The organism is Synechococcus sp. BL107 (assembly GCF_000153805.1).
Classification (GTDB): domain Bacteria; phylum Cyanobacteriota; class Cyanobacteriia; order PCC-6307; family Cyanobiaceae; genus Parasynechococcus.
In genome coordinates this window covers 1,451,526-1,467,639 of the sequence record NZ_DS022298.1, presented here as the reverse complement: position 1 = coordinate 1,467,639, position 16,114 = coordinate 1,451,526, and the positions used below count along the sequence as shown (strand labels likewise).

Below are 16,114 nucleotides of genomic sequence, written 5' to 3'. Positions count from 1 at the left end.
GAACGTGCGCCGGCGAGAACTTCTAATTCGAACCGGCCTACTGCTCACAGCTTTGTCTCTTAAACCCTCAAGAGCATCCGCTCTTGGGGGTGTTGTTTTGGAAACTGGCAACGCAGCTCCAGCTTTCAGCTTGCCCGGTTCCAGCCGTTCACAACCCGACCAGAGCAACTGGTCCTTGCAGGATTTCAAGGGCCGTTGGGTTGCTGTTTATTTTTACCCCAGGGACTTTACTGGCGGCTGCACAATCGAAGCACGTGGATTCGAGACGCTTCACTCCGACTATCTGGCCGTAAATGCAGAGGTGGTTGGGATCAGCGCCGACAGCGTCGATGATCACGAGTCATTCTGCGAAAGCGAAGGACTGAGTTTCCCCCTCTTGTCGGATCCGGACGGAACAGTCAGCAAGGCCTACGGCTCATGGATGGCTCCCTATTCGTTGCGCCACACGTTTTTGATTGATCCTGATGGGGTTTTGCAGCAACGGTGGGTGGCCGTGCGTCCCAGCGGCCACGCCCAGGAAGTGCTTGATTTTCTAACGAATCTGCAAAACAAGACTTCTGTTTGACAAATCCAGGGCCATCATGAAGGGTAGTGAAACTAATTCAAGAAATAATCAATGAGCATTGGCAGTAGTTCTTTTGTAATCCTTTATCACCGGACCCCTTTCGACGAATCAATCGATAGTGAAGGCAATAGAACATGGGTCGATCAGAAAAGTCCTAATGGGATTATTCCCACCCTTAGAAATTTATTTAGAAGCAAGGATGACGGAACATGGATCGCATGGAGACGTGTTGATTCTGTTGAGAATGCCGAAGACGAGAGCATTGAAATGACGAATCCTGCACCATTCACATTGTGCAGGATTCCCTTGGAAGATGATCAAATATCAAGCTTTTACCACATCACATCCAAGGAATGTTTCTGGCCCATATTGCATACTTTTCCAACACATTTTAATGTTAATAATGCGGATTGGGGGATCTTTGAGGAGGTCAATCGTCGTTTTGCTGAAGCTGCCTGCAAAGAGGCTGCCGAGGGAGCAACTGTTTGGGTTCATGATTACAACCTCTGGCTCGTACCTGGGTATATCAGAAGTCGTCGGCCTGATCTAAAAGTAGCGTTTTTCCACCACACGCCTTTTCCAAGCAATGATGTTTTTGCAATTCTCCCCTGGCGTGAACAGATCTTAGAAAGTTTGCTCTGTTGCGATGTTGTTGGCTTCCATATTCCCCGTTACACGGAAAATTTTGCCCGCGCAGCGAGCACCCTCGTCGGAGCTAAACGTGGTCCAAAGGTTCCTGTTGATTCGAAGTTCATCCCCGTAGGAACGGCTCTCTCTGAAGGGACAGTCACCAGTTATCTCGAGCACAATGGCCGCCGCATTCAACTGTTGAGTTCTCCCGTGGGCACGTCGCCCGATGTGATTCAGGAACTCAGCTGGAGTGCTTCTGTTGAAAGTCATGGTGAATTAATTGTTCAAGACACAAAAAAAGGGCGCAAGTTAATTCTTTCTGCCAGTCGCGTTGACTACACCAAAGGCAACGAAGCCCTTCTTCTCACCTTCGAAAGACTGTTGGAACGTCGTGAAGATCTTCATGGCGAAGTGGTTCTGATGTTGGCTTGCGTCGCGGCTGCGAGTGGTATGAAAATCTACGAAGATACTCAACGCACAATTGAAGAAATAGCAGGACGAATTAATGGGCGCTTTAGCAAGATTGATTGGGTTCCAATTCGTTTTTCAACGCGAAGAATTCCCTACGACGAAATGGTGGCTTGGTTCTGTCAAGCCGATGTTTGCTGGATTACCCCGTTAAGAGATGGTCTCAATCTTGTTGCTAAGGAATACGCCGCAGCACGCCGCAACCGTGGCGGAGTTCTTGTTCTTTCCGAATTCACAGGAGCGTCTGTGGTGCTCGACGGAGCTGTTCTCACCAACCCATATTCCAACAAACGGATGGATGAATCCATTGAAAAGGCTTTGTTTATGGATTCAGAGGCACAACGCGATCGCATGACGCGCATGTGTACGGCGGTCGAGAATTACACCGTGAAGGACTGGGCTGAAGAACAACTAGCTGGTTGCGAGCCGCCGTCGACGACGCCCGAATGAGACGAAGCATCCGGATTGCCAGCGGCTTGATCGGTCTGCTGTTTGTTCTGGCTTGTGTGGCATGGTCAGGCCAAAAACAGCCTGTACCAGTCTCAATTTTGATGCCTGCGCCCTATGCGGATGCAAGCACTCAAATGGTCGAAGCTTTCAATCGTGAGCACCGCGGATCGATTCACCTTGAGGTGATCCGTGGCCCCCTGGAAACCGAGTCGATCTCTGATCTCGCCATTAGTAGTTTGTTGCTGGGGGACACCCCCTTTGATGCCCTGTTGATGGATGTCACCTGGCTGCCGAAATATGCCGAAGCAGGTTGGCTCGAACCGCTTGACCCCTGGTTCGATCAAGCCGCTCTTGATCAATTGATCTTGGGTGCTCGCCTTGGCAATCACCACAAAGGTCAGCTCTATCGATGGCCCCTTGGCGCTGATGTTGGCGTTTTGTATTGGCGGACAGACTTGATGGACTCGCCTCCCTCCACTCCAGAGCAACTATCCGAGATCGCCATCAATCTGGTCCAAGCCCAGCGCGTCGCCAACGGCTACGTCTGGCAAGGCAGGCAATACGAAGGGTTGAGCTGCAACTTCGTTGAAGTGCTCCATGGCTTCGGAGGCCAGTGGCTTAACCCAGCCACCGGTCAACTCGAACTCGACGCAACGGCGGCAGCTCGCGCAGCCGCCTGGATGCAATCACTGATCACAACTGGAGCCAGTCCAAGAGCGGTGACCAATTACTCCGAATCAGAGTCGCTGCAAGCATTTAAAGCCGGGGATGCAGCATTCATGCGCAACTGGCCTTATGCCTGGGCCGAGCTGCAAAAACCCGAAAGCAAGGTCCAAGGCAATGTTGGAATTGCATTGATGGTGGCGGAACCGGATCAAAGTCCAGCCGCCACCGTTGGCAGCTGGGGTTTGAGCTTGCTCAAACAGTCACCCCATCCAGAGGCCGCTGTTGAAGCGATTCGCTATCTCACCTCTGAAGCTGCGCAGCGTGAACGGTTCCTCAACCAGGGCTATACCCCCACCAGCAAAAGCTTGTTTACGGATCCAGAGCTCATCGCAGTGTCGTCAGCCCTTCCTGAAATCGCGAAGGCTTTGGACTACTCCGTTGCAAGGCCGCCATCACCGCTTTATGCACAGCTCAGTGATCTTCTTCAACGCCAACTGAATGGCCTGCTAACCGCCGAACCAGCGAAGACCAATCGCGCTATCGACACGGCAACTGCTGCCTCAGCCGCCGCGATGAACAGAGTTCAAACCAAAAGCGACATGCTGCTCAAAGCAACAGGGGCCGAAGCATGACGGTGTTGCTTGCCCTCCCGGCGTTGTTGTTAATGGCTGTCGTTTTTGGCTGGCCAATGCTTCGGTACGCCTGGTTGAGTTTTCATGCCGACTCCGTCCTTACGGGGTTAGTTCCGATCCCAAACGGGGGTGCCAATTGGTTGCGTCTTCTCACGGACTCTCGCTTTTGGCTTGATGCCGGTCAAACAACGAGATTTGCCATCGTCTCCGTTGGCCTGGAGTTGATCCTGGCCCTCGCCATTGCTCTCCTCCTCGACCAGCGCTGGCGAGGACGCAGCGCCATAAGAGCTCTATCGCTTTTGCCCTGGGCTCTTCCGACAACAATGATGGCTCTTGGCTGGCGTTGGATTTTCAACACTCCTTATGGACCGATTGAGCAATTAGCGGAAGTAGTTGGAGTCGGGCCACTCAATCTCCTTTCCACTCCCGCCGTTACTTGGATCGTGACGGTGCTTGCTGATGTTTGGAAGACAACCCCTTTCATCACACTGATTCTCCTGGCTGGTCTTCAAACGATTCCAGAGGATCTTTATGCCGCCTTTCGCCTCGAAGGCGGCTCTGCATCCCAGGCCCTGAGGCGCGTCACCATTCCTCTGTTGATGCCATACATCCTGCTCAGCCTTTTATTCAGAATGGCGCAAGCGTTTGGTGTCTTTGATTTAATCCAAGTGCTTACCGGTGGAGGGCCAGCAGGAAGTACGGAAAGCCTTGCTCTTTACGCATATCTGAACGGAATGCGCTTTCTTGATTTCGGGTACAGCGCCACCGTCATGGTCGGTGGATTCTTACTGCTCACCGCTTTAATTTTGCTCGGCGCTCTGCTGCTCCGCATGTCCGGCGCCTTGAGGGCGATGCAGCCATGAGCATCAAACGTTCATGGGTGACCAGTCGACAAGCTTTGTTGATCACATTGCTGCTGATCTGGTCTCTTGCACCGATGGTTTGGCAATTGATCAGTTCCTTCACAAGCTCGGAAGCCCTCGTGAACGGAGCCATTCCTTTTCAGAACCGCTGGACATTGATTCATTACCGCGAGCTCCTATCCAGCGATCCTCCGTTTTGGCGATATCTACTAAATAGCACCGTTGTCGCTGGCGTTTCAACAGTTCTCACCCTGGTTTTGGCTGTGCCTGCTGCCTACGTTTTGGCCCAACTACCGCGGCGATGGCGGCGAGGCATCAGAAGTGGCGTAATGGCGGCTGCTCTTTTTCCTTACGTACTGCTGTTTTTGGCCCTTCTTGAATTGGCGCGCAACTTTCATCTCGGCAACAGCCTGTTCGCCCTTTCTCTGCCGTACAGCGCGCTGGCCATGCCCCTCGCACTTCTCCTGCTCACAGCAGCCTTCGAAGGGTTACCCAAGGATCTTGATGATGCAGCCAGGCTCGAGGGCCTCAGCCTGCGGCAAAGACTGCGATGGGTGATGTTGCCGCTGATCGCGCCGGCCTCAGCCAGCACAGCGATCCTTGTTTTTCTCTTTGCTTGGAATGAATATCCCATTGCACTCACTTGGCTGAGCCGCAGTGATCTACTCACGCTTCCAGTCGCGATGGCGCGGATCGCAGGATCATCGATTTACTCCATTCCGTATGGGGCCTATGCCGCTGCCACAGTGCTCGGAGCGATTCCACTGTTGTTGCTTGTGTTGTTGTTCCAGCGCCAAATCGTGAGTGGACTCACCAATGGAGCGATTAAGGGATGACACTCAGCCTCAAAGGAATTTCCAAAAATTTTGGTAGTCGAACCATCCTCCACAACCTCGACCTCAACGTTGGCGATGGTGAGTGCGTCGCATTGTTAGGACCAAGCGGTTGTGGCAAAAGCACGGCTCTCCGCTTGATTGCGGGGCTCGATCAACCCGACAGCGGCTCGATCAGCATTAATGGCGCTGAGATGAACAACATCCCCGCGGAAGACCGCAGGATTGGCATGGTGTTTCAGAGCTATGCCCTCTTCCCCCACCTCAGTGTTCGCGAAAACTTGGAACTGGGACTGCGGATGCGCGGCAGCCATGGAGCAGGGCGTGATCAGCGCATTAAAACGATTTTGGAAGTGCTGCAACTCACCCATCAGGCTCACCAAAGGCCAGCGCAATTATCCGGGGGTCAGCGGCAACGCGTCGCCTTAGCTCGCGCACTACTCCGTGATCCCCTGGTGTACTTGCTCGATGAGCCCATGAGCAACCTCGATGCCCAGTTGCGCGAAGAACTACGGCCTGAACTAAAACGCCTGATGCTTGGCGGGTCGCAACCTGTGGTGTATGTCACCCATGACCAACAAGAGGCCATGGCACTGGCCGACCGAATTGCGGTAATGCGCCACGGACGAATTGAACAAATCGGCACACCCAGGGAGTTGTATCACCACCCCGCCACCAGCTTTGTGGCTCAATTCATCGGGCGTCCCCAGATGAACATGCTCAGCGCTGGTCAGGGTCGAACGCTGGGTATCCGTCCAGAGGATCTTCGGCTCGATCCCAATGGAATCCCTTGCGAAGTCGAGAGCCGTGAATGGCATGGAGCGAGTCAACTGCTCTTGATTCGTTGCGCACGAGGGCAGCTCCGTTTGGTTTGCCCTGGCGACCAACAGATTGGAGACAATCCCCAGATCAGTTGGCTCAAAACGTCTGAACACCTTTTCGATGATCAAACTGGCCAACGGATAGATGATTAACCAACAGCGTTTGGATTAATCCAACGCCTGAGAAGTTCCCCATGCGCTGAAGCGTCGGACTGAATCCGTTGAATCACCGCCCGATCAGCTTCCTGATCAGCTTCAGCCATCCACTGAGCAGCCAGGTGATCAGTGGATGGCAAGTCGTTTAGCCGTGTACAAGGGACCTGCGCCATCTCAGCAGCAGCGTCCACCTTTGGGTCGTAGCTCAACGCAGCCATCGGACAACCAACAAGCCTGGCCAAAATCAAAGCGTGAAGTCGCATTGGCAGCACGAGCCGCGCTGTGGAGACGAGTTCAAAGACATGATCCAACGAGCGTGGAATCACGGTTGTGCTTCGAGCCAACAATTTTGCGGGCACAAGCTTTTGTGCAACAAGAGCGTCAAGCAACGGGCCATCTTGATGCTGATGAAAAGCCATCCAACACACAGACACATCAAGGCTTGCTGCCACTGAATCCAGGGCGTGGAGAAGACGTTGCCAACGGGGACCATCCAACAGATCAGTCGGTCGCCAACTGAGCACGATGTCTCCTCCTCCAACCCAGGGTTGACTTGGCATCTGCCACACCGGGTCGGCAGCCATACACATCGGTAGGTTCGGCGCCCAGGCTTGAGCCAGCCGAAGCGAGGCTTGATCCCTCCAACTCGCAGCAGTACAAAACGGCAGTGCACAACGCACAAGCCAGCGACTCATGGATCGACGTAATGGGCCTAGGCCTTGACCCCAAAGCACAACGCGGCGACGACGCAACCGCGCGAGCGCAATGAGGAGCAAGTAATAAATCAGGCTTCGAAAGCTAGTGCTGTCTTGTAGAAGACTGCCGCCACCAAGAATCAGAACATCCGCTTGCAAAACAGCGATCAAGCTGGCGCGTAGCGATCGCCGATTGACGATGCAAGCCAAAGGCGCCATCCCCTGCACCTCCGCTTGATCGTGGGCGGTGATCATCAATGAGGAAGAACCTGGCAGACCCTGCAAAAGAACCTGAAGAAGAGCGTCATCCCCCAAGTTGTGCTCGCCGTAATACCCACAAAGCAGCAACGAGGCCGGTCCAGATCGGGGCATCGGCGTCTTCCCGAACGTTGCCCCCATTATCCGTCGCTTCGGATTTCTAAAATGGACACATGCACTCTTTGTCTCTCGGAACTTGGTGGATCCACGTCGCATCAGTGATCGAATGGTCGCTAGCGATTGTTTTGATGCAGCGTCGTGGGCTGAACGGAATGGCACTTGCCATGCTTCCTGCCCTCGTCAGTGCCATGGCGGCTTGTACGTGGCATTTGTTCGATAACGCTGAATCTCTAAGAGGTTTGGTGACGTTGCAAGCGTGGTTCACATTGATCGGCAATTGCACATTGGCCTTTGCAGCCTGGAAACTTTTACCCCCAAAAACGGCTTAAACCATGGAGTTCGATCCAGCTCCTCTGTTTGCGTTATCTCTGATCCCTTATCTCTGCTTCTTGTACTGGCTCCGCAAAAGCGAAGCGCTACCAGTTTTGGCACAACGAGGTTTTCAACTCACCCTGCTGTTCGTCGGCGTCACGATCGTGGCGGCCATTGTGGCGCTGCGTTGTTGTGATGCAGAGCTTGTGGACATTGATGTGTTGCACGGCGGAGCTGAGGCTTTTCTCACTCTGGCCAACACCGTTTTGGTGCTTGGACTTGTCCTAGACCACAAAAAAAGGGTGAACAACTCTTAAGACTCGTGATTCTGGAGTCGTTCTGCTCAGATGATGGGTCATCGAAATTTGGCCCGAATGTTACTGACCCACCTCTTCGCGATCACCCCTGCCACCCTCACCTGGTCCCCCAAAGTTGCTCTGGTGATGATCGTGTGCAACGTGATTGCCATTGGCATCGGTAAAGCCACCATTAAGCACCCCAACGTTGGTGCTCAACTTCCCAACGCAGCCTTCTTTGGTGGCATGAGCCATGCAGCTCTTCTTGGCACCACTAGTCTGGGCCACATCATTGGCATAGGAGCCATCCAGGGATTAGCCGCCCGCGGCGTGCTCTGAGGCCTTTGTCTCACTGAATCTGGGAGACACCATCCGTCCCCCAGATTCAGATCAAATAGCGCAAAAGTCGAAGTCCATACCGTTCAAATCGGTAGTGGAATAAAAGACTGGATAGGTCTTGAGCTGAAGAGGTTCTAGACAACCCATGAATAATGCGTTCGACCCGTCGATCCGCAGAAGCAGAATCCAACCCCCACCAGGTGCGTTGGGCCAATTTTCCGGCAACACGCCAGCGCCAGCCAAACCAACAATGAAGCGCCTGCTCATAGGTTTGACGAACGGCATCGGCTTGATCGGGACCCACTTGATTCCGAGCCTCGGCATTCAGAAGCGTTTCAGCGAGAAGATCCGCACTGTCGATCGCATGACGAATCCCCTCACCTCCCAAGAGGTTGGCTGTACTTGCAGCATCCCCTACGGCCAATAACGCGCCAGAACCAAGCGATTCGCGTCTGGCTATCGAACTGGAAACCACGCCGCCATGGCGATCCAAGACGGAGCACCCTTCAAGTTTGCAGTTGCGCAGCAACGCCTGAAGTCGAGCCAAAAGGTCATTTTTAGAGCCCCTGATCTGTCCTGGCGCCAAACAACAAACCCCCACCTTGAGGCGATTGTTTCCCATTGGAAAAATCCATCCATAGCCGTGGGGAATCCAGCGCGTGCCGAGGAAAAAACTGATGCGGTCGAGCCAACGAGGCGAAACCCGATCATCGGCTTGTAGGAGCCACTCCACACCAATGCCTTCCAGCAAAGGATCGATCAACGATGGCGGAGGCACCGAGGCTTCTCGCAACAGACAACGCGATGAACCTGTGGCATCAATCACCCACTGCACGTGTCGGTGCTGACGACGACCATCTCCGTGTTGAAGAAGGACACGGGCACTATCGCTCTGGAGCGCCTCAATTCGAGCAGTGCATCCTGTTACAACCTCCACCCCGGCAGCTCGTGCACGGGACCACATCGCGGAACGCAACCGACCAAAGTCCAATACCACTCCAAGGGGATCGTCATTCCACCACTGATGTTCTTGTCCGCTGGGATCCAGCAATTGCCACCCACTCCAGGTCGCAGACCACGCAGAATGGGGAAGATTGAGCCGTGAAGCCTCCCCACAAGACAGGGCGGCACTTGAAAAAGAATTCCGGTGAGGGTCCGTGAGCCGCTCGACGAGGACCACCTCTCGCCCTGCTTCAGATAAGACGGCTGCCAGGCGAGCTCCAGCTGGACCAGCGCCTGCGATCAGGAAGGTCATCCCGCGACGGGAAAGCGTTCAAGCTTGAACCGCTTGGAATGGCGAGGATTTCGCTGCATCACCAGATCCCAAACCAAAGCGCTGTTGAATTTTCAAACTCATCTGCTTCGGAGTCAGACCCAATGCCTCCTTGCTTTGCTGTGGCGTGGCGTGGTCCACCAGTTGATCAGGTATGCCGATCCTTAAAACAGGAACATTGATGTCGTGATCGTTGAGGGACTCCAAAACTGCAGCGCCAAAACCACCCGACAATGTGCCTTCTTCCATGGTGACGACACGGGAAACGCGACGCGCCAAAGGATGAATCAATGCCTGATCCAGGGGCCTTAGGAAACGCGCATTGATAACTGAAGCAGATAGACCGGCGCTCTCTAACAACGTTGCCGTTTCCATGGCAGGGGCCACCATGGAGCCATAGGCAACGATCACCAAATCATTTCCTTCCCGAAGTAATTCGCCACGGCCAATCGAAAGGGCCTCCCAACCCTCTTCCATCAAAGGAACCCCTTCTCCCGAACCACGGGGAATCCTCAGAGCGGTGGGTCCATCATGCTGGAGACACGTCACCATCATCTGCTGCAACTCCGCCTCATCCTTCGGAGCCATCACGGTGAAATTGGGGACAGCCCTCAAATAGCTGATGTCGTACTGACCTTGGTGCGTCGGACCATCAGCGCCGACGATGCCAGCTCGATCGAGCACAAACGTGACTGGAAGCTTCTGGATTCCGACGTCGTGAATGAGTTGGTCGAAAGCGCGCTGAAGGAAGGTGCTGTAAATCGCGACAACGGGGCGTAAACCTTCACAGGCCATGCCCGCTGCCAGGGTGACCGCATGCTGCTCAGCAATACCAACATCGATGTACTGACCGGGAACAGCTTTTTGGAGTAGGTCGAGTCCGGTGCCGGTGGCCATCGCAGCCGTGATTCCGACAACGCGACTGTTTTGCTCACAGAGCTTGACCAACGTTTGGCCAAACACCTTGCTGTAGCTCGGAGGCTTGGGTTTGGTTGAGGGGATGGCCTTACCAGTGCTCAAGTCGAAGGCCGACTGGGCGTGGTAGCCCACTTGGTCAGCCTCGGCATAGGGATAACCCTTGCCTTTTTTAGTCACGACATGGACCAAAACAGGGCCGCCATCACGGTGGGCCGCTTGGAAGGTGCGAGTCATCTCGCCGATGTCATGACCATCGATCGGCCCCATGTAAGTAAAGCCGAGCTCCTCGAAAACAGCACCAACTTTGGGGACCGCGAGGCGACGCATGCTGCCTTTCAAACGGTTCAACTCAGCTGGGAGCTCACCCCCCATGAAAGGCAAATGTCGAACACTCTCTTCAACGCTTCCCGACAAAAACTGCATGGGGGGGCTCAATCGTGCTCGGTTCAACACGCTCGAAAGAGCACCCACCGGAGGCGAGATCGACATGTCGTTGTCGTTCAACACCACCAAGAAGGGCGTATTGGGAAGGTGTCCAGCGTGGTTAATCGCTTCAAGGGCCATGCCCCCCGTTAGGGCACCATCCCCAATCACTGCAACACATTTGAAATTTTCACCGCGGTTATCACGGCCCAAAGCCATTCCGAGGGCTGCGGAAATCGAGGTGCTGGCATGGCCGGCGCCGAAGTGATCAAATCGGCTCTCAGAACGTTTCAAATAACCAGCAACACCGCTTTGCTGCCGGAGAGAGTCAAAGGAATTGAAGCGTCCGGTAATCAGCTTGTGGGGATAGGCCTGGTGCCCCACGTCCCAACAAACTTTGTCCCGATCGAGATCAAGGGTTTGATACAGAGCAATGGTGAGTTCAACGACACCCAGACCTGGTCCCAGGTGACCACCACTCGTTGAAACCACGCCGAGATGGCGTTCCCTGATTTGGCGAGCAACGTCTTCGAGCTCAGCAAGACTGAGGCCGTGCAACTCGTTCGGATGCTTGAGATCTCCGAGATGCATGCACAACCCGCTCCTTCTCAATCAATCTACGGGTTCCCTCTCTTCAAGAGGGGCACCCAGAGGTTGAAAGAATGGAGAAATGACCGATTACCTGCAAAAGATCCTCCGAGCACGTGTTTATGACGTGGCCCGGGAAACCCCTCTCGATCCAGCTCCCAACCTCAGCCAACGGCTGAAGAACCAGATTTGGCTGAAACGAGAAGACCTACAGCCGGTGTTCTCGTTCAAGCTTCGAGGCGCCTACAACCGAATGGTGCAACTCCCTGTTGAGGATCTTCAACGCGGTGTGATCGCATCCAGTGCTGGCAACCACGCCCAAGGAGTGGCCCTAAGTGCGCGCCGTTTGGGTTGCAGAGCGGTGATCGTGATGCCCAAAACAACGCCCGAGGTCAAAATCCGCGCCGTCCGTGCCTTGGGCGGTGAGGTGGTTTTGCACGGCGAGACCTACGACGAATGTTCGGCGGAAGCGCAAAAGCGTTGCGAAGCAGAAGGCTTGACCTACATCCACCCCTTCGACGACCCAGAGGTCATCGCTGGTCAAGGCACCATTGCCATGGAAATCATGCGGCAAAGCAAGGAGCCACCGGATGCGATTTACGTCGCCGTTGGTGGTGGGGGCCTGATCGCAGGGATTTCGGCCTACGTCAAGCAGCTTTGGCCAGAAACAGAAGTCATCGGTGTCGAACCTATCGATGCCGATGCGATGACCCAATCCCTGCGGTGCGGGCATCGCGTTGAGTTGGAGAAGGTGGGTTTATTCGCCGATGGCGTGGCCGTTCGAAAGGTCGGCGAGCACACCTTTAATCTCGCCCGTCGTCATGTCGATCGCATGGTGACCGTGGACACCGATGCCATTTGTGCCGCCATCAAAGATGTCTTTGAGGACACACGATCAATCCTTGAACCAGCTGGAGCGCTTGCGATCGCTGGGTTGAAACAGGATGTGGCTGATCGAAACATGGAAGGGAAGCGTCTTGTTGGGGTGGCCTGCGGGGCCAACATGAATTTCGAACGATTGCGCTTCATCGCAGAGCGGGCTGAGCTCGGAGAGGAGCGAGAAGCGATGTTCGCTGTAGAAATCCCGGAAACGACCGGAAGTCTTCGTGCGTTGTGTCGTTGCTTAAGCGAGCGCAGCCTCACCGAATTCAGCTATCGCATGACGGAGGGAGTGCGAGCTCAAATCTTTATTGGGGTTCAGGTCAACAATGAGCAAGACCGTTTCGCTCTTGTTGAGCATCTCTCGAACAACGGTTTTCCCTGCCTTGATCTGAGCGACAACGAGTTTGCGAAAGTTCATTTGCGACACATGGTGGGTGGACGCCTACCGAGATCAGCTCGAGAGGCCTGTGCGGGGGACTGCAATGAATTGCTCTACCGCTTCGAATTTCCCGAACGGCCCGGCGCCCTCATGAATTTTGTAACGGCGCTCCATCCCAGTTGGAGTATCAGCATTTTTCACTATCGAAATCACGGTGCCGACGTTGGCCGAATCGTTGTAGGCGTTTTGATTCCCAAAACTGAAATGGACGGTTGGACCAGCTTTCTCAGCGAATTGGGTTACGCCTTTTGGGAAGAAAGTAAGAACCCTGCTTACAGCCTTTTCCTGTGAGGAACGAAGCGGTACCTTGAGCGAATTAAGGGGTAGAGCTTGAGATGACGTCCCCCTCCCTCACCACTCGTTTGGAGGCGATTCTGTATCTCAAGGGTCGTCCAGTGAGCGTGGGCGAACTCGCTGAGCTCTCCGAGGTGGATCGAAAAGAGGTTGAAGAGGCGCTGATTGCACTGACAACCTTGTACGCCCAACGAGAATCGGCCCTAGAAATCGTTCATCAGAACGGTCGTTGGGGTCTTCAGTTGCGTGCGGGACTTGGCGATTTGGTAAAGGACCTTTTGCCTGTCAATCTCTCGACAGCAACGCTTCGGACTCTCGCCACAATTGCTTTAAAAAAGCGCATTCTTCAATCAGATCTGGTGGATCTGCGGGGGTCAGGGGCCTACGACCACATCAAAGAACTGCTTGCACAAGAATTCATCGAGCGGCGTCGACAAAATGATGGCCGGTCGTATTGGATCACCCTGACTGAAAAATTTCACCGCACCTTCTCCGTACTTCCTGACTTAGGTGCAACCGATCTGGCGGAGGCTGCATAAAGTTGTTGTAGATCAGGTCACGTCATGGAAATGCTCCCCGTCTCGTTGCTGCAGGTGTTAGCTCAGACCCTGCAGATTTATTCCCTCGTACTGATCGTCAGGGTTCTTCTGAGCTGGTTCCCAAATTTGGACTGGAGCAACCCTGTTTTAAGCAGCGTCAGCGCTATTACAGATCCCTATCTCAATGCATTTCGAGGTCTGATCCCTCCTTTGGGTGGGATTGATCTCTCGGCACTTTTGGCTTTTCTCGCTCTGAATCTGCTGCAAAGCCTGGTGAATCAGTCGATTAGCGCATTCTTTATGTCTGGCAGCAGCTGGTAGTTGCGGATCGGTTCAATTAACTGCCACTTGGCGTTCAAGCGGCAAGAGATCATCTTCGTCATCGGCAGCTCGGGTTCTTACAGGAGCTGAAAAACCCCGAGCCTTGGCATTTTTCACAACAAATGGGCCTGGCGTTCCTGCAGGCACGGTGAGCCTTAAGGCAAAGGGCTGAGACCCAGGCGCCACATCTCCGATGGAGCCGACCCGAGTTCGGTTTTGCAGCACTGGTTCACCACTGGCATCCAGGATTCGGGCGTAAACATCCGTATCGATGATTGGCTTACGCCCTGGGTTTTCCACCTCTCCGCGCAGCACATAGCAACTTGCACCCATTGGACGCTTGAAGTCGGGCTGGCCTCCCTCCTCTTCATTACACGTGTCGAGGTGAACTCCGGTGAGCTGAAGTTCAGCCGCCATTGCTGGCATCGCCAACGTGAACACACAGGCAAGAACAACGAAGAAGCGAATTGATTGGCGCAGCATCAAGTTCAGATCAGCGTTTGTCGCCACTGCCAGAGATACGGCCACGGGCCGCACGACTGGACAATTTGGCGAGATTCGCTGCAGCAACATCCTCAAGGTCATAGCCCAGTTCCATGGACAGCTGCGCGATGTACCAAAGCACGTCACCCAGCTCAAGTTTGATCGCTTCACGCGCTGAGTCGTCAAATACCCCGTCTTGATCCCTCAAGACCTTCTTCACTTTGTCGGCCACCTCTCCAGCTTCCCCAGTCAAACCAAGGGTTGGATAGATGGGATTCCGGCCCACATCGGGATAGCTGGCTGTTTGACGCGCAGCAGACTGATAAGTGTTCAGATCCATCAAGGTGTGGTCGAATCGCCCCGGATGGTAGTTTCCGCAAGGATTTCCAGCCTCGATATGGGCCAGTTCGATTTGAACCGCCGGACCAAAATCGTGGCAACGATCGGTCCGGCCACAGAAAGCCCCGACCAGATCAAAGAGCTTGTCCGGGCTGGGGCCACAACCTTTCGTTTGAACTTTTCCCACGGCGATCACAGCGATCACGCCGAGCGAATAAAAACCATCCGCCAGGTGTCAGAAGAGCTTGGCCAGACCATTGGAATTCTCCAGGATCTCCAAGGTCCAAAGATTCGGTTGGGTCGTTTTGCCGATGGACCCATCACCCTGTCCAACGGCGACCCTTTTTCGCTCACATCAAGGCCCGTGAGTTGCGATCAGAGCATCGCCACCGTCACTTACCCGAAGTTGGCGGATGAAGTCACCGCTGGAAGCCGCATCCTTTTGGATGATGGGCGGGTGGAGATGAAGGTGGAAAGCGTCGATCAAGGGCAGCAGACGCTCCATTGCAGCGTCACGGTGGGAGGAGTTCTCTCCAACAACAAAGGGGTCAATTTCCCCGATGTTCAATTGTCCGTCCGTGCACTCACCGACAAGGACAAAGAAGATCTCGCCTTCGGGTTGAGCCAAGGGGTGGATTGGGTTGCTCTGAGCTTCGTGCGGAACCCATCCGACATGGAAGAAATCCGTGGTCTCATTCGAGAACATGGCCACGAAACCCCAGTCGTGGCCAAGATCGAAAAATTTGAAGCCATCGATCAGATCGATGCGATTCTCCCTCTGTGTGATGGCGTGATGGTGGCCCGAGGTGATCTGGGGGTTGAGATGCCCGCAGAGGAAGTCCCCCTTTTGCAGAAAGAGCTGATTCGCAAGGCCAACAGTCTTGGAATTCCGATCATCACCGCAACGCAAATGCTCGATTCCATGGCATCGAGTCCTCGTCCAACACGCGCTGAGGTGAGCGACGTTGCCAACGCGATCCTTGATGGCACCGATGCCGTCATGCTCTCCAACGAAACCGCCGTTGGCGATTTCCCAGTAGAGGCGGTACAGACCATGGCCACCATCGCCCGGCGAATTGAAAAGGATTACCCAGAACGGTCGATTGACAGCCACCTTCCGAGCACGATTCCCAATGCTTTGAGCGGAGCCGTTAGCACCATTGCAAGCCAGCTAAACGCCGCCGCCATCATTCCCCTTACAAAAACTGGAGCAACGGCCCACAACGTGAGCAAATTCAGGCCGGCAGCGCCGATTCTCGCCGTCACACCTGATAAATCCGTAGCCTGCCGTCTACAACTTGTTTGGGGAGTGACCCCACTCGTGGTGCCCGAAGAAAACGACACAACAGCAACGTTTATTACCGCCATGCGAAAAGCCAAGGATCTCAGCCTGCTCAAAGAAGGAGATCTCGTAGTGCAAACCGCTGGTACCCATTCCGGGGTATCGGGTTCCACCGACCTGGTGAAAGTTGGTGTTGTGACCTCGGCCGACGACTGCAGCTTTTTCTAGG

18 protein-coding genes are annotated in these 16,114 nt (G+C 54.4%); 13 read left to right on the top strand and 5 right to left on the bottom strand.

Features of this window, described 5'->3' with window-relative positions; all coding sequences use genetic code 11:
* Positions 1–4: 4 nt before the first annotated feature.
* From BL107_RS07605 to BL107_RS07580, 6 genes are read left to right on the top strand one after another with little or no spacing between them, the layout of a single operon-like run.
* Positions 5–565, top strand: a complete 561-nt coding sequence (locus BL107_RS07605) for a peroxiredoxin (RefSeq protein WP_037988308.1) — start codon at positions 5–7, stop codon at positions 563–565.
* Between the two features lie 51 nt (positions 566–616).
* The gene (gene ggpS, locus BL107_RS07600; RefSeq protein WP_037988305.1) at positions 617–2,113 is read left to right on the top strand and encodes a glucosylglycerol-phosphate synthase; all 1,497 of its coding nucleotides are present in this window, start codon (positions 617–619) and stop codon (positions 2,111–2,113) included.
* The gene (locus BL107_RS07595) at positions 2,110–3,411 is read left to right on the top strand and encodes an ABC transporter substrate-binding protein (protein ID WP_009789730.1); all 1,302 of its coding nucleotides are present in this window, start codon (positions 2,110–2,112) and stop codon (positions 3,409–3,411) included. The genes ggpS and BL107_RS07595 overlap by 4 nt, the downstream gene beginning before the upstream one ends.
* Positions 3,408–4,274, top strand: a complete 867-nt coding sequence (locus BL107_RS07590; RefSeq protein WP_009789729.1) for a carbohydrate ABC transporter permease — start codon at positions 3,408–3,410, stop codon at positions 4,272–4,274. The genes BL107_RS07595 and BL107_RS07590 overlap by 4 nt, the downstream gene beginning before the upstream one ends.
* Positions 4,271–5,110, top strand: a complete 840-nt coding sequence (locus BL107_RS07585) for a carbohydrate ABC transporter permease (protein WP_009789728.1) — start codon at positions 4,271–4,273, stop codon at positions 5,108–5,110. Before BL107_RS07590 ends, BL107_RS07585 begins: the two co-directional genes overlap by 4 nt.
* Positions 5,107–6,081 (top strand): ABC transporter ATP-binding protein, encoded by a 975-nt coding sequence (locus tag BL107_RS07580; protein WP_009789727.1) that lies wholly within the window; start codon positions 5,107–5,109, stop codon positions 6,079–6,081. Before BL107_RS07585 ends, BL107_RS07580 begins: the two co-directional genes overlap by 4 nt.
* Here the strand turns inward: BL107_RS07580 and csaB are convergent.
* Positions 6,078–7,151 (bottom strand): polysaccharide pyruvyl transferase CsaB, encoded by a 1,074-nt coding sequence (gene csaB / locus BL107_RS07575; protein WP_037988302.1) that lies wholly within the window; start codon positions 7,149–7,151, stop codon positions 6,078–6,080. The two genes, BL107_RS07580 and csaB, sit on opposite strands and share 4 nt — an antisense overlap.
* Before the next feature lie 59 nt (positions 7,152–7,210).
* On the opposite strand from csaB, the gene BL107_RS07570 reads away from it, so the two are divergent.
* Genes BL107_RS07570 through psaK form a run of 3 tightly spaced genes read left to right on the top strand, consistent with a single transcriptional unit; the run spans position 7,211 to position 8,104 of the window.
* Complete coding sequence (locus BL107_RS07570) at positions 7,211–7,486, top strand: DUF2499 domain-containing protein (RefSeq protein WP_009789725.1); 276 nt, start codon at positions 7,211–7,213, stop codon at positions 7,484–7,486.
* Between the two features lie 3 nt (positions 7,487–7,489).
* Positions 7,490–7,786 (top strand): DUF3593 domain-containing protein, encoded by a 297-nt coding sequence (locus BL107_RS07565; RefSeq protein ID WP_009789724.1) that lies wholly within the window; start codon positions 7,490–7,492, stop codon positions 7,784–7,786.
* A 30-nt stretch (positions 7,787–7,816) separates the two neighbouring features.
* Complete coding sequence (gene psaK / locus BL107_RS07560) at positions 7,817–8,104, top strand: photosystem I reaction center subunit PsaK (protein WP_009789723.1); 288 nt, start codon at positions 7,817–7,819, stop codon at positions 8,102–8,104.
* Between the two features lie 46 nt (positions 8,105–8,150).
* Here psaK and BL107_RS07555 read toward each other — a convergent pair whose 3' ends face one another.
* Positions 8,151–9,359, bottom strand: coding sequence for an NAD(P)/FAD-dependent oxidoreductase (locus tag BL107_RS07555; protein WP_009789722.1), 1,209 nt, complete (start codon positions 9,357–9,359; stop codon positions 8,151–8,153).
* 18 nt (positions 9,360–9,377) lie between these two features.
* Positions 9,378–11,309: a 1-deoxy-D-xylulose-5-phosphate synthase gene (gene dxs, locus BL107_RS07550; RefSeq protein ID WP_009789721.1), complete on the bottom strand. Its 1,932-nt coding sequence runs from the start codon at positions 11,307–11,309 to the stop codon at positions 9,378–9,380.
* A 79-nt stretch (positions 11,310–11,388) separates the two neighbouring features.
* Here dxs and ilvA point away from each other — a divergent pair, with 79 nt between their 5' ends.
* From ilvA to BL107_RS07535, 3 genes are read left to right on the top strand one after another with little or no spacing between them, the layout of a single operon-like run.
* A complete protein-coding gene (gene ilvA, locus BL107_RS07545; protein WP_009789720.1) occupies positions 11,389–12,918 on the top strand; it encodes a threonine ammonia-lyase, biosynthetic in 1,530 nt (509 codons plus the stop codon).
* 44 nt (positions 12,919–12,962) lie between these two features.
* Positions 12,963–13,460, top strand: a complete 498-nt coding sequence (scpB, locus tag BL107_RS07540) for an SMC-Scp complex subunit ScpB (protein WP_037988299.1) — start codon at positions 12,963–12,965, stop codon at positions 13,458–13,460.
* A gap of 24 nt (positions 13,461–13,484) precedes the next feature.
* Positions 13,485–13,781, top strand: coding sequence for a YggT family protein (locus BL107_RS07535; RefSeq protein WP_009789718.1), 297 nt, complete (start codon positions 13,485–13,487; stop codon positions 13,779–13,781).
* A gap of 12 nt (positions 13,782–13,793) precedes the next feature.
* On the opposite strand, the gene BL107_RS07530 is transcribed toward BL107_RS07535, so the two are convergent.
* Both BL107_RS07530 and BL107_RS07525 read right to left on the bottom strand, forming a co-directional pair.
* The gene (locus tag BL107_RS07530) at positions 13,794–14,264 is read right to left on the bottom strand and encodes a hypothetical protein (protein WP_037988882.1); all 471 of its coding nucleotides are present in this window, start codon (positions 14,262–14,264) and stop codon (positions 13,794–13,796) included.
* Positions 14,265–14,274: 10 nt separating this feature from the next.
* Positions 14,275–14,604, bottom strand: a complete 330-nt coding sequence (locus BL107_RS07525) for a nucleoside triphosphate pyrophosphohydrolase family protein (RefSeq protein ID WP_009789716.1) — start codon at positions 14,602–14,604, stop codon at positions 14,275–14,277.
* A 57-nt stretch (positions 14,605–14,661) separates the two neighbouring features.
* Here BL107_RS07525 and pyk point away from each other — a divergent pair, with 57 nt between their 5' ends.
* Positions 14,662–16,113, top strand: a complete 1,452-nt coding sequence (gene pyk, locus BL107_RS07520) for a pyruvate kinase (protein ID WP_009789715.1) — start codon at positions 14,662–14,664, stop codon at positions 16,111–16,113.
* Position 16,114: the final 1 nt, after the last annotated feature.

Bases quoted from the DNA above. Each gene is read 5' to 3' on its own strand.
- ggpS (WP_037988305.1), top strand. From the start codon at position 617: ATGAGCATTGGCAGTAGTTCTTTTGTAATCCTTTATCACCGGACCCCT.
- BL107_RS07595 (WP_009789730.1), top strand. From the start codon at position 2,110: ATGAGACGAAGCATCCGGATTGCCAGCGGCTTGATCGGTCTGCTGTTT.
- BL107_RS07590 (WP_009789729.1), top strand. From the start codon at position 3,408: ATGACGGTGTTGCTTGCCCTCCCGGCGTTGTTGTTAATGGCTGTCGTT.
- BL107_RS07585 (WP_009789728.1), top strand. From the start codon at position 4,271: ATGAGCATCAAACGTTCATGGGTGACCAGTCGACAAGCTTTGTTGATC.
- BL107_RS07580 (WP_009789727.1), top strand. From the start codon at position 5,107: ATGACACTCAGCCTCAAAGGAATTTCCAAAAATTTTGGTAGTCGAACC.
- csaB (WP_037988302.1), bottom strand. From the start codon at position 7,151: ATGCCCCGATCTGGACCGGCCTCGTTGCTGCTTTGTGGGTATTACGGC.
- BL107_RS07570 (WP_009789725.1), top strand. From the start codon at position 7,211: ATGCACTCTTTGTCTCTCGGAACTTGGTGGATCCACGTCGCATCAGTG.
- BL107_RS07565 (WP_009789724.1), top strand. From the start codon at position 7,490: ATGGAGTTCGATCCAGCTCCTCTGTTTGCGTTATCTCTGATCCCTTAT.
- psaK (WP_009789723.1), top strand. From the start codon at position 7,817: ATGATGGGTCATCGAAATTTGGCCCGAATGTTACTGACCCACCTCTTC.
- BL107_RS07555 (WP_009789722.1), bottom strand. From the start codon at position 9,359: ATGACCTTCCTGATCGCAGGCGCTGGTCCAGCTGGAGCTCGCCTGGCA.
- dxs (WP_009789721.1), bottom strand. From the start codon at position 11,309: ATGCATCTCGGAGATCTCAAGCATCCGAACGAGTTGCACGGCCTCAGT.
- ilvA (WP_009789720.1), top strand. From the start codon at position 11,389: ATGACCGATTACCTGCAAAAGATCCTCCGAGCACGTGTTTATGACGTG.
- scpB (WP_037988299.1), top strand. From the start codon at position 12,963: ATGACGTCCCCCTCCCTCACCACTCGTTTGGAGGCGATTCTGTATCTC.
- BL107_RS07535 (WP_009789718.1), top strand. From the start codon at position 13,485: ATGGAAATGCTCCCCGTCTCGTTGCTGCAGGTGTTAGCTCAGACCCTG.
- BL107_RS07530 (WP_037988882.1), bottom strand. From the start codon at position 14,264: ATGCTGCGCCAATCAATTCGCTTCTTCGTTGTTCTTGCCTGTGTGTTC.
- BL107_RS07525 (WP_009789716.1), bottom strand. From the start codon at position 14,604: ATGGATCTGAACACTTATCAGTCTGCTGCGCGTCAAACAGCCAGCTAT.
- pyk (WP_009789715.1), top strand. From the start codon at position 14,662: ATGGGCCAGTTCGATTTGAACCGCCGGACCAAAATCGTGGCAACGATC.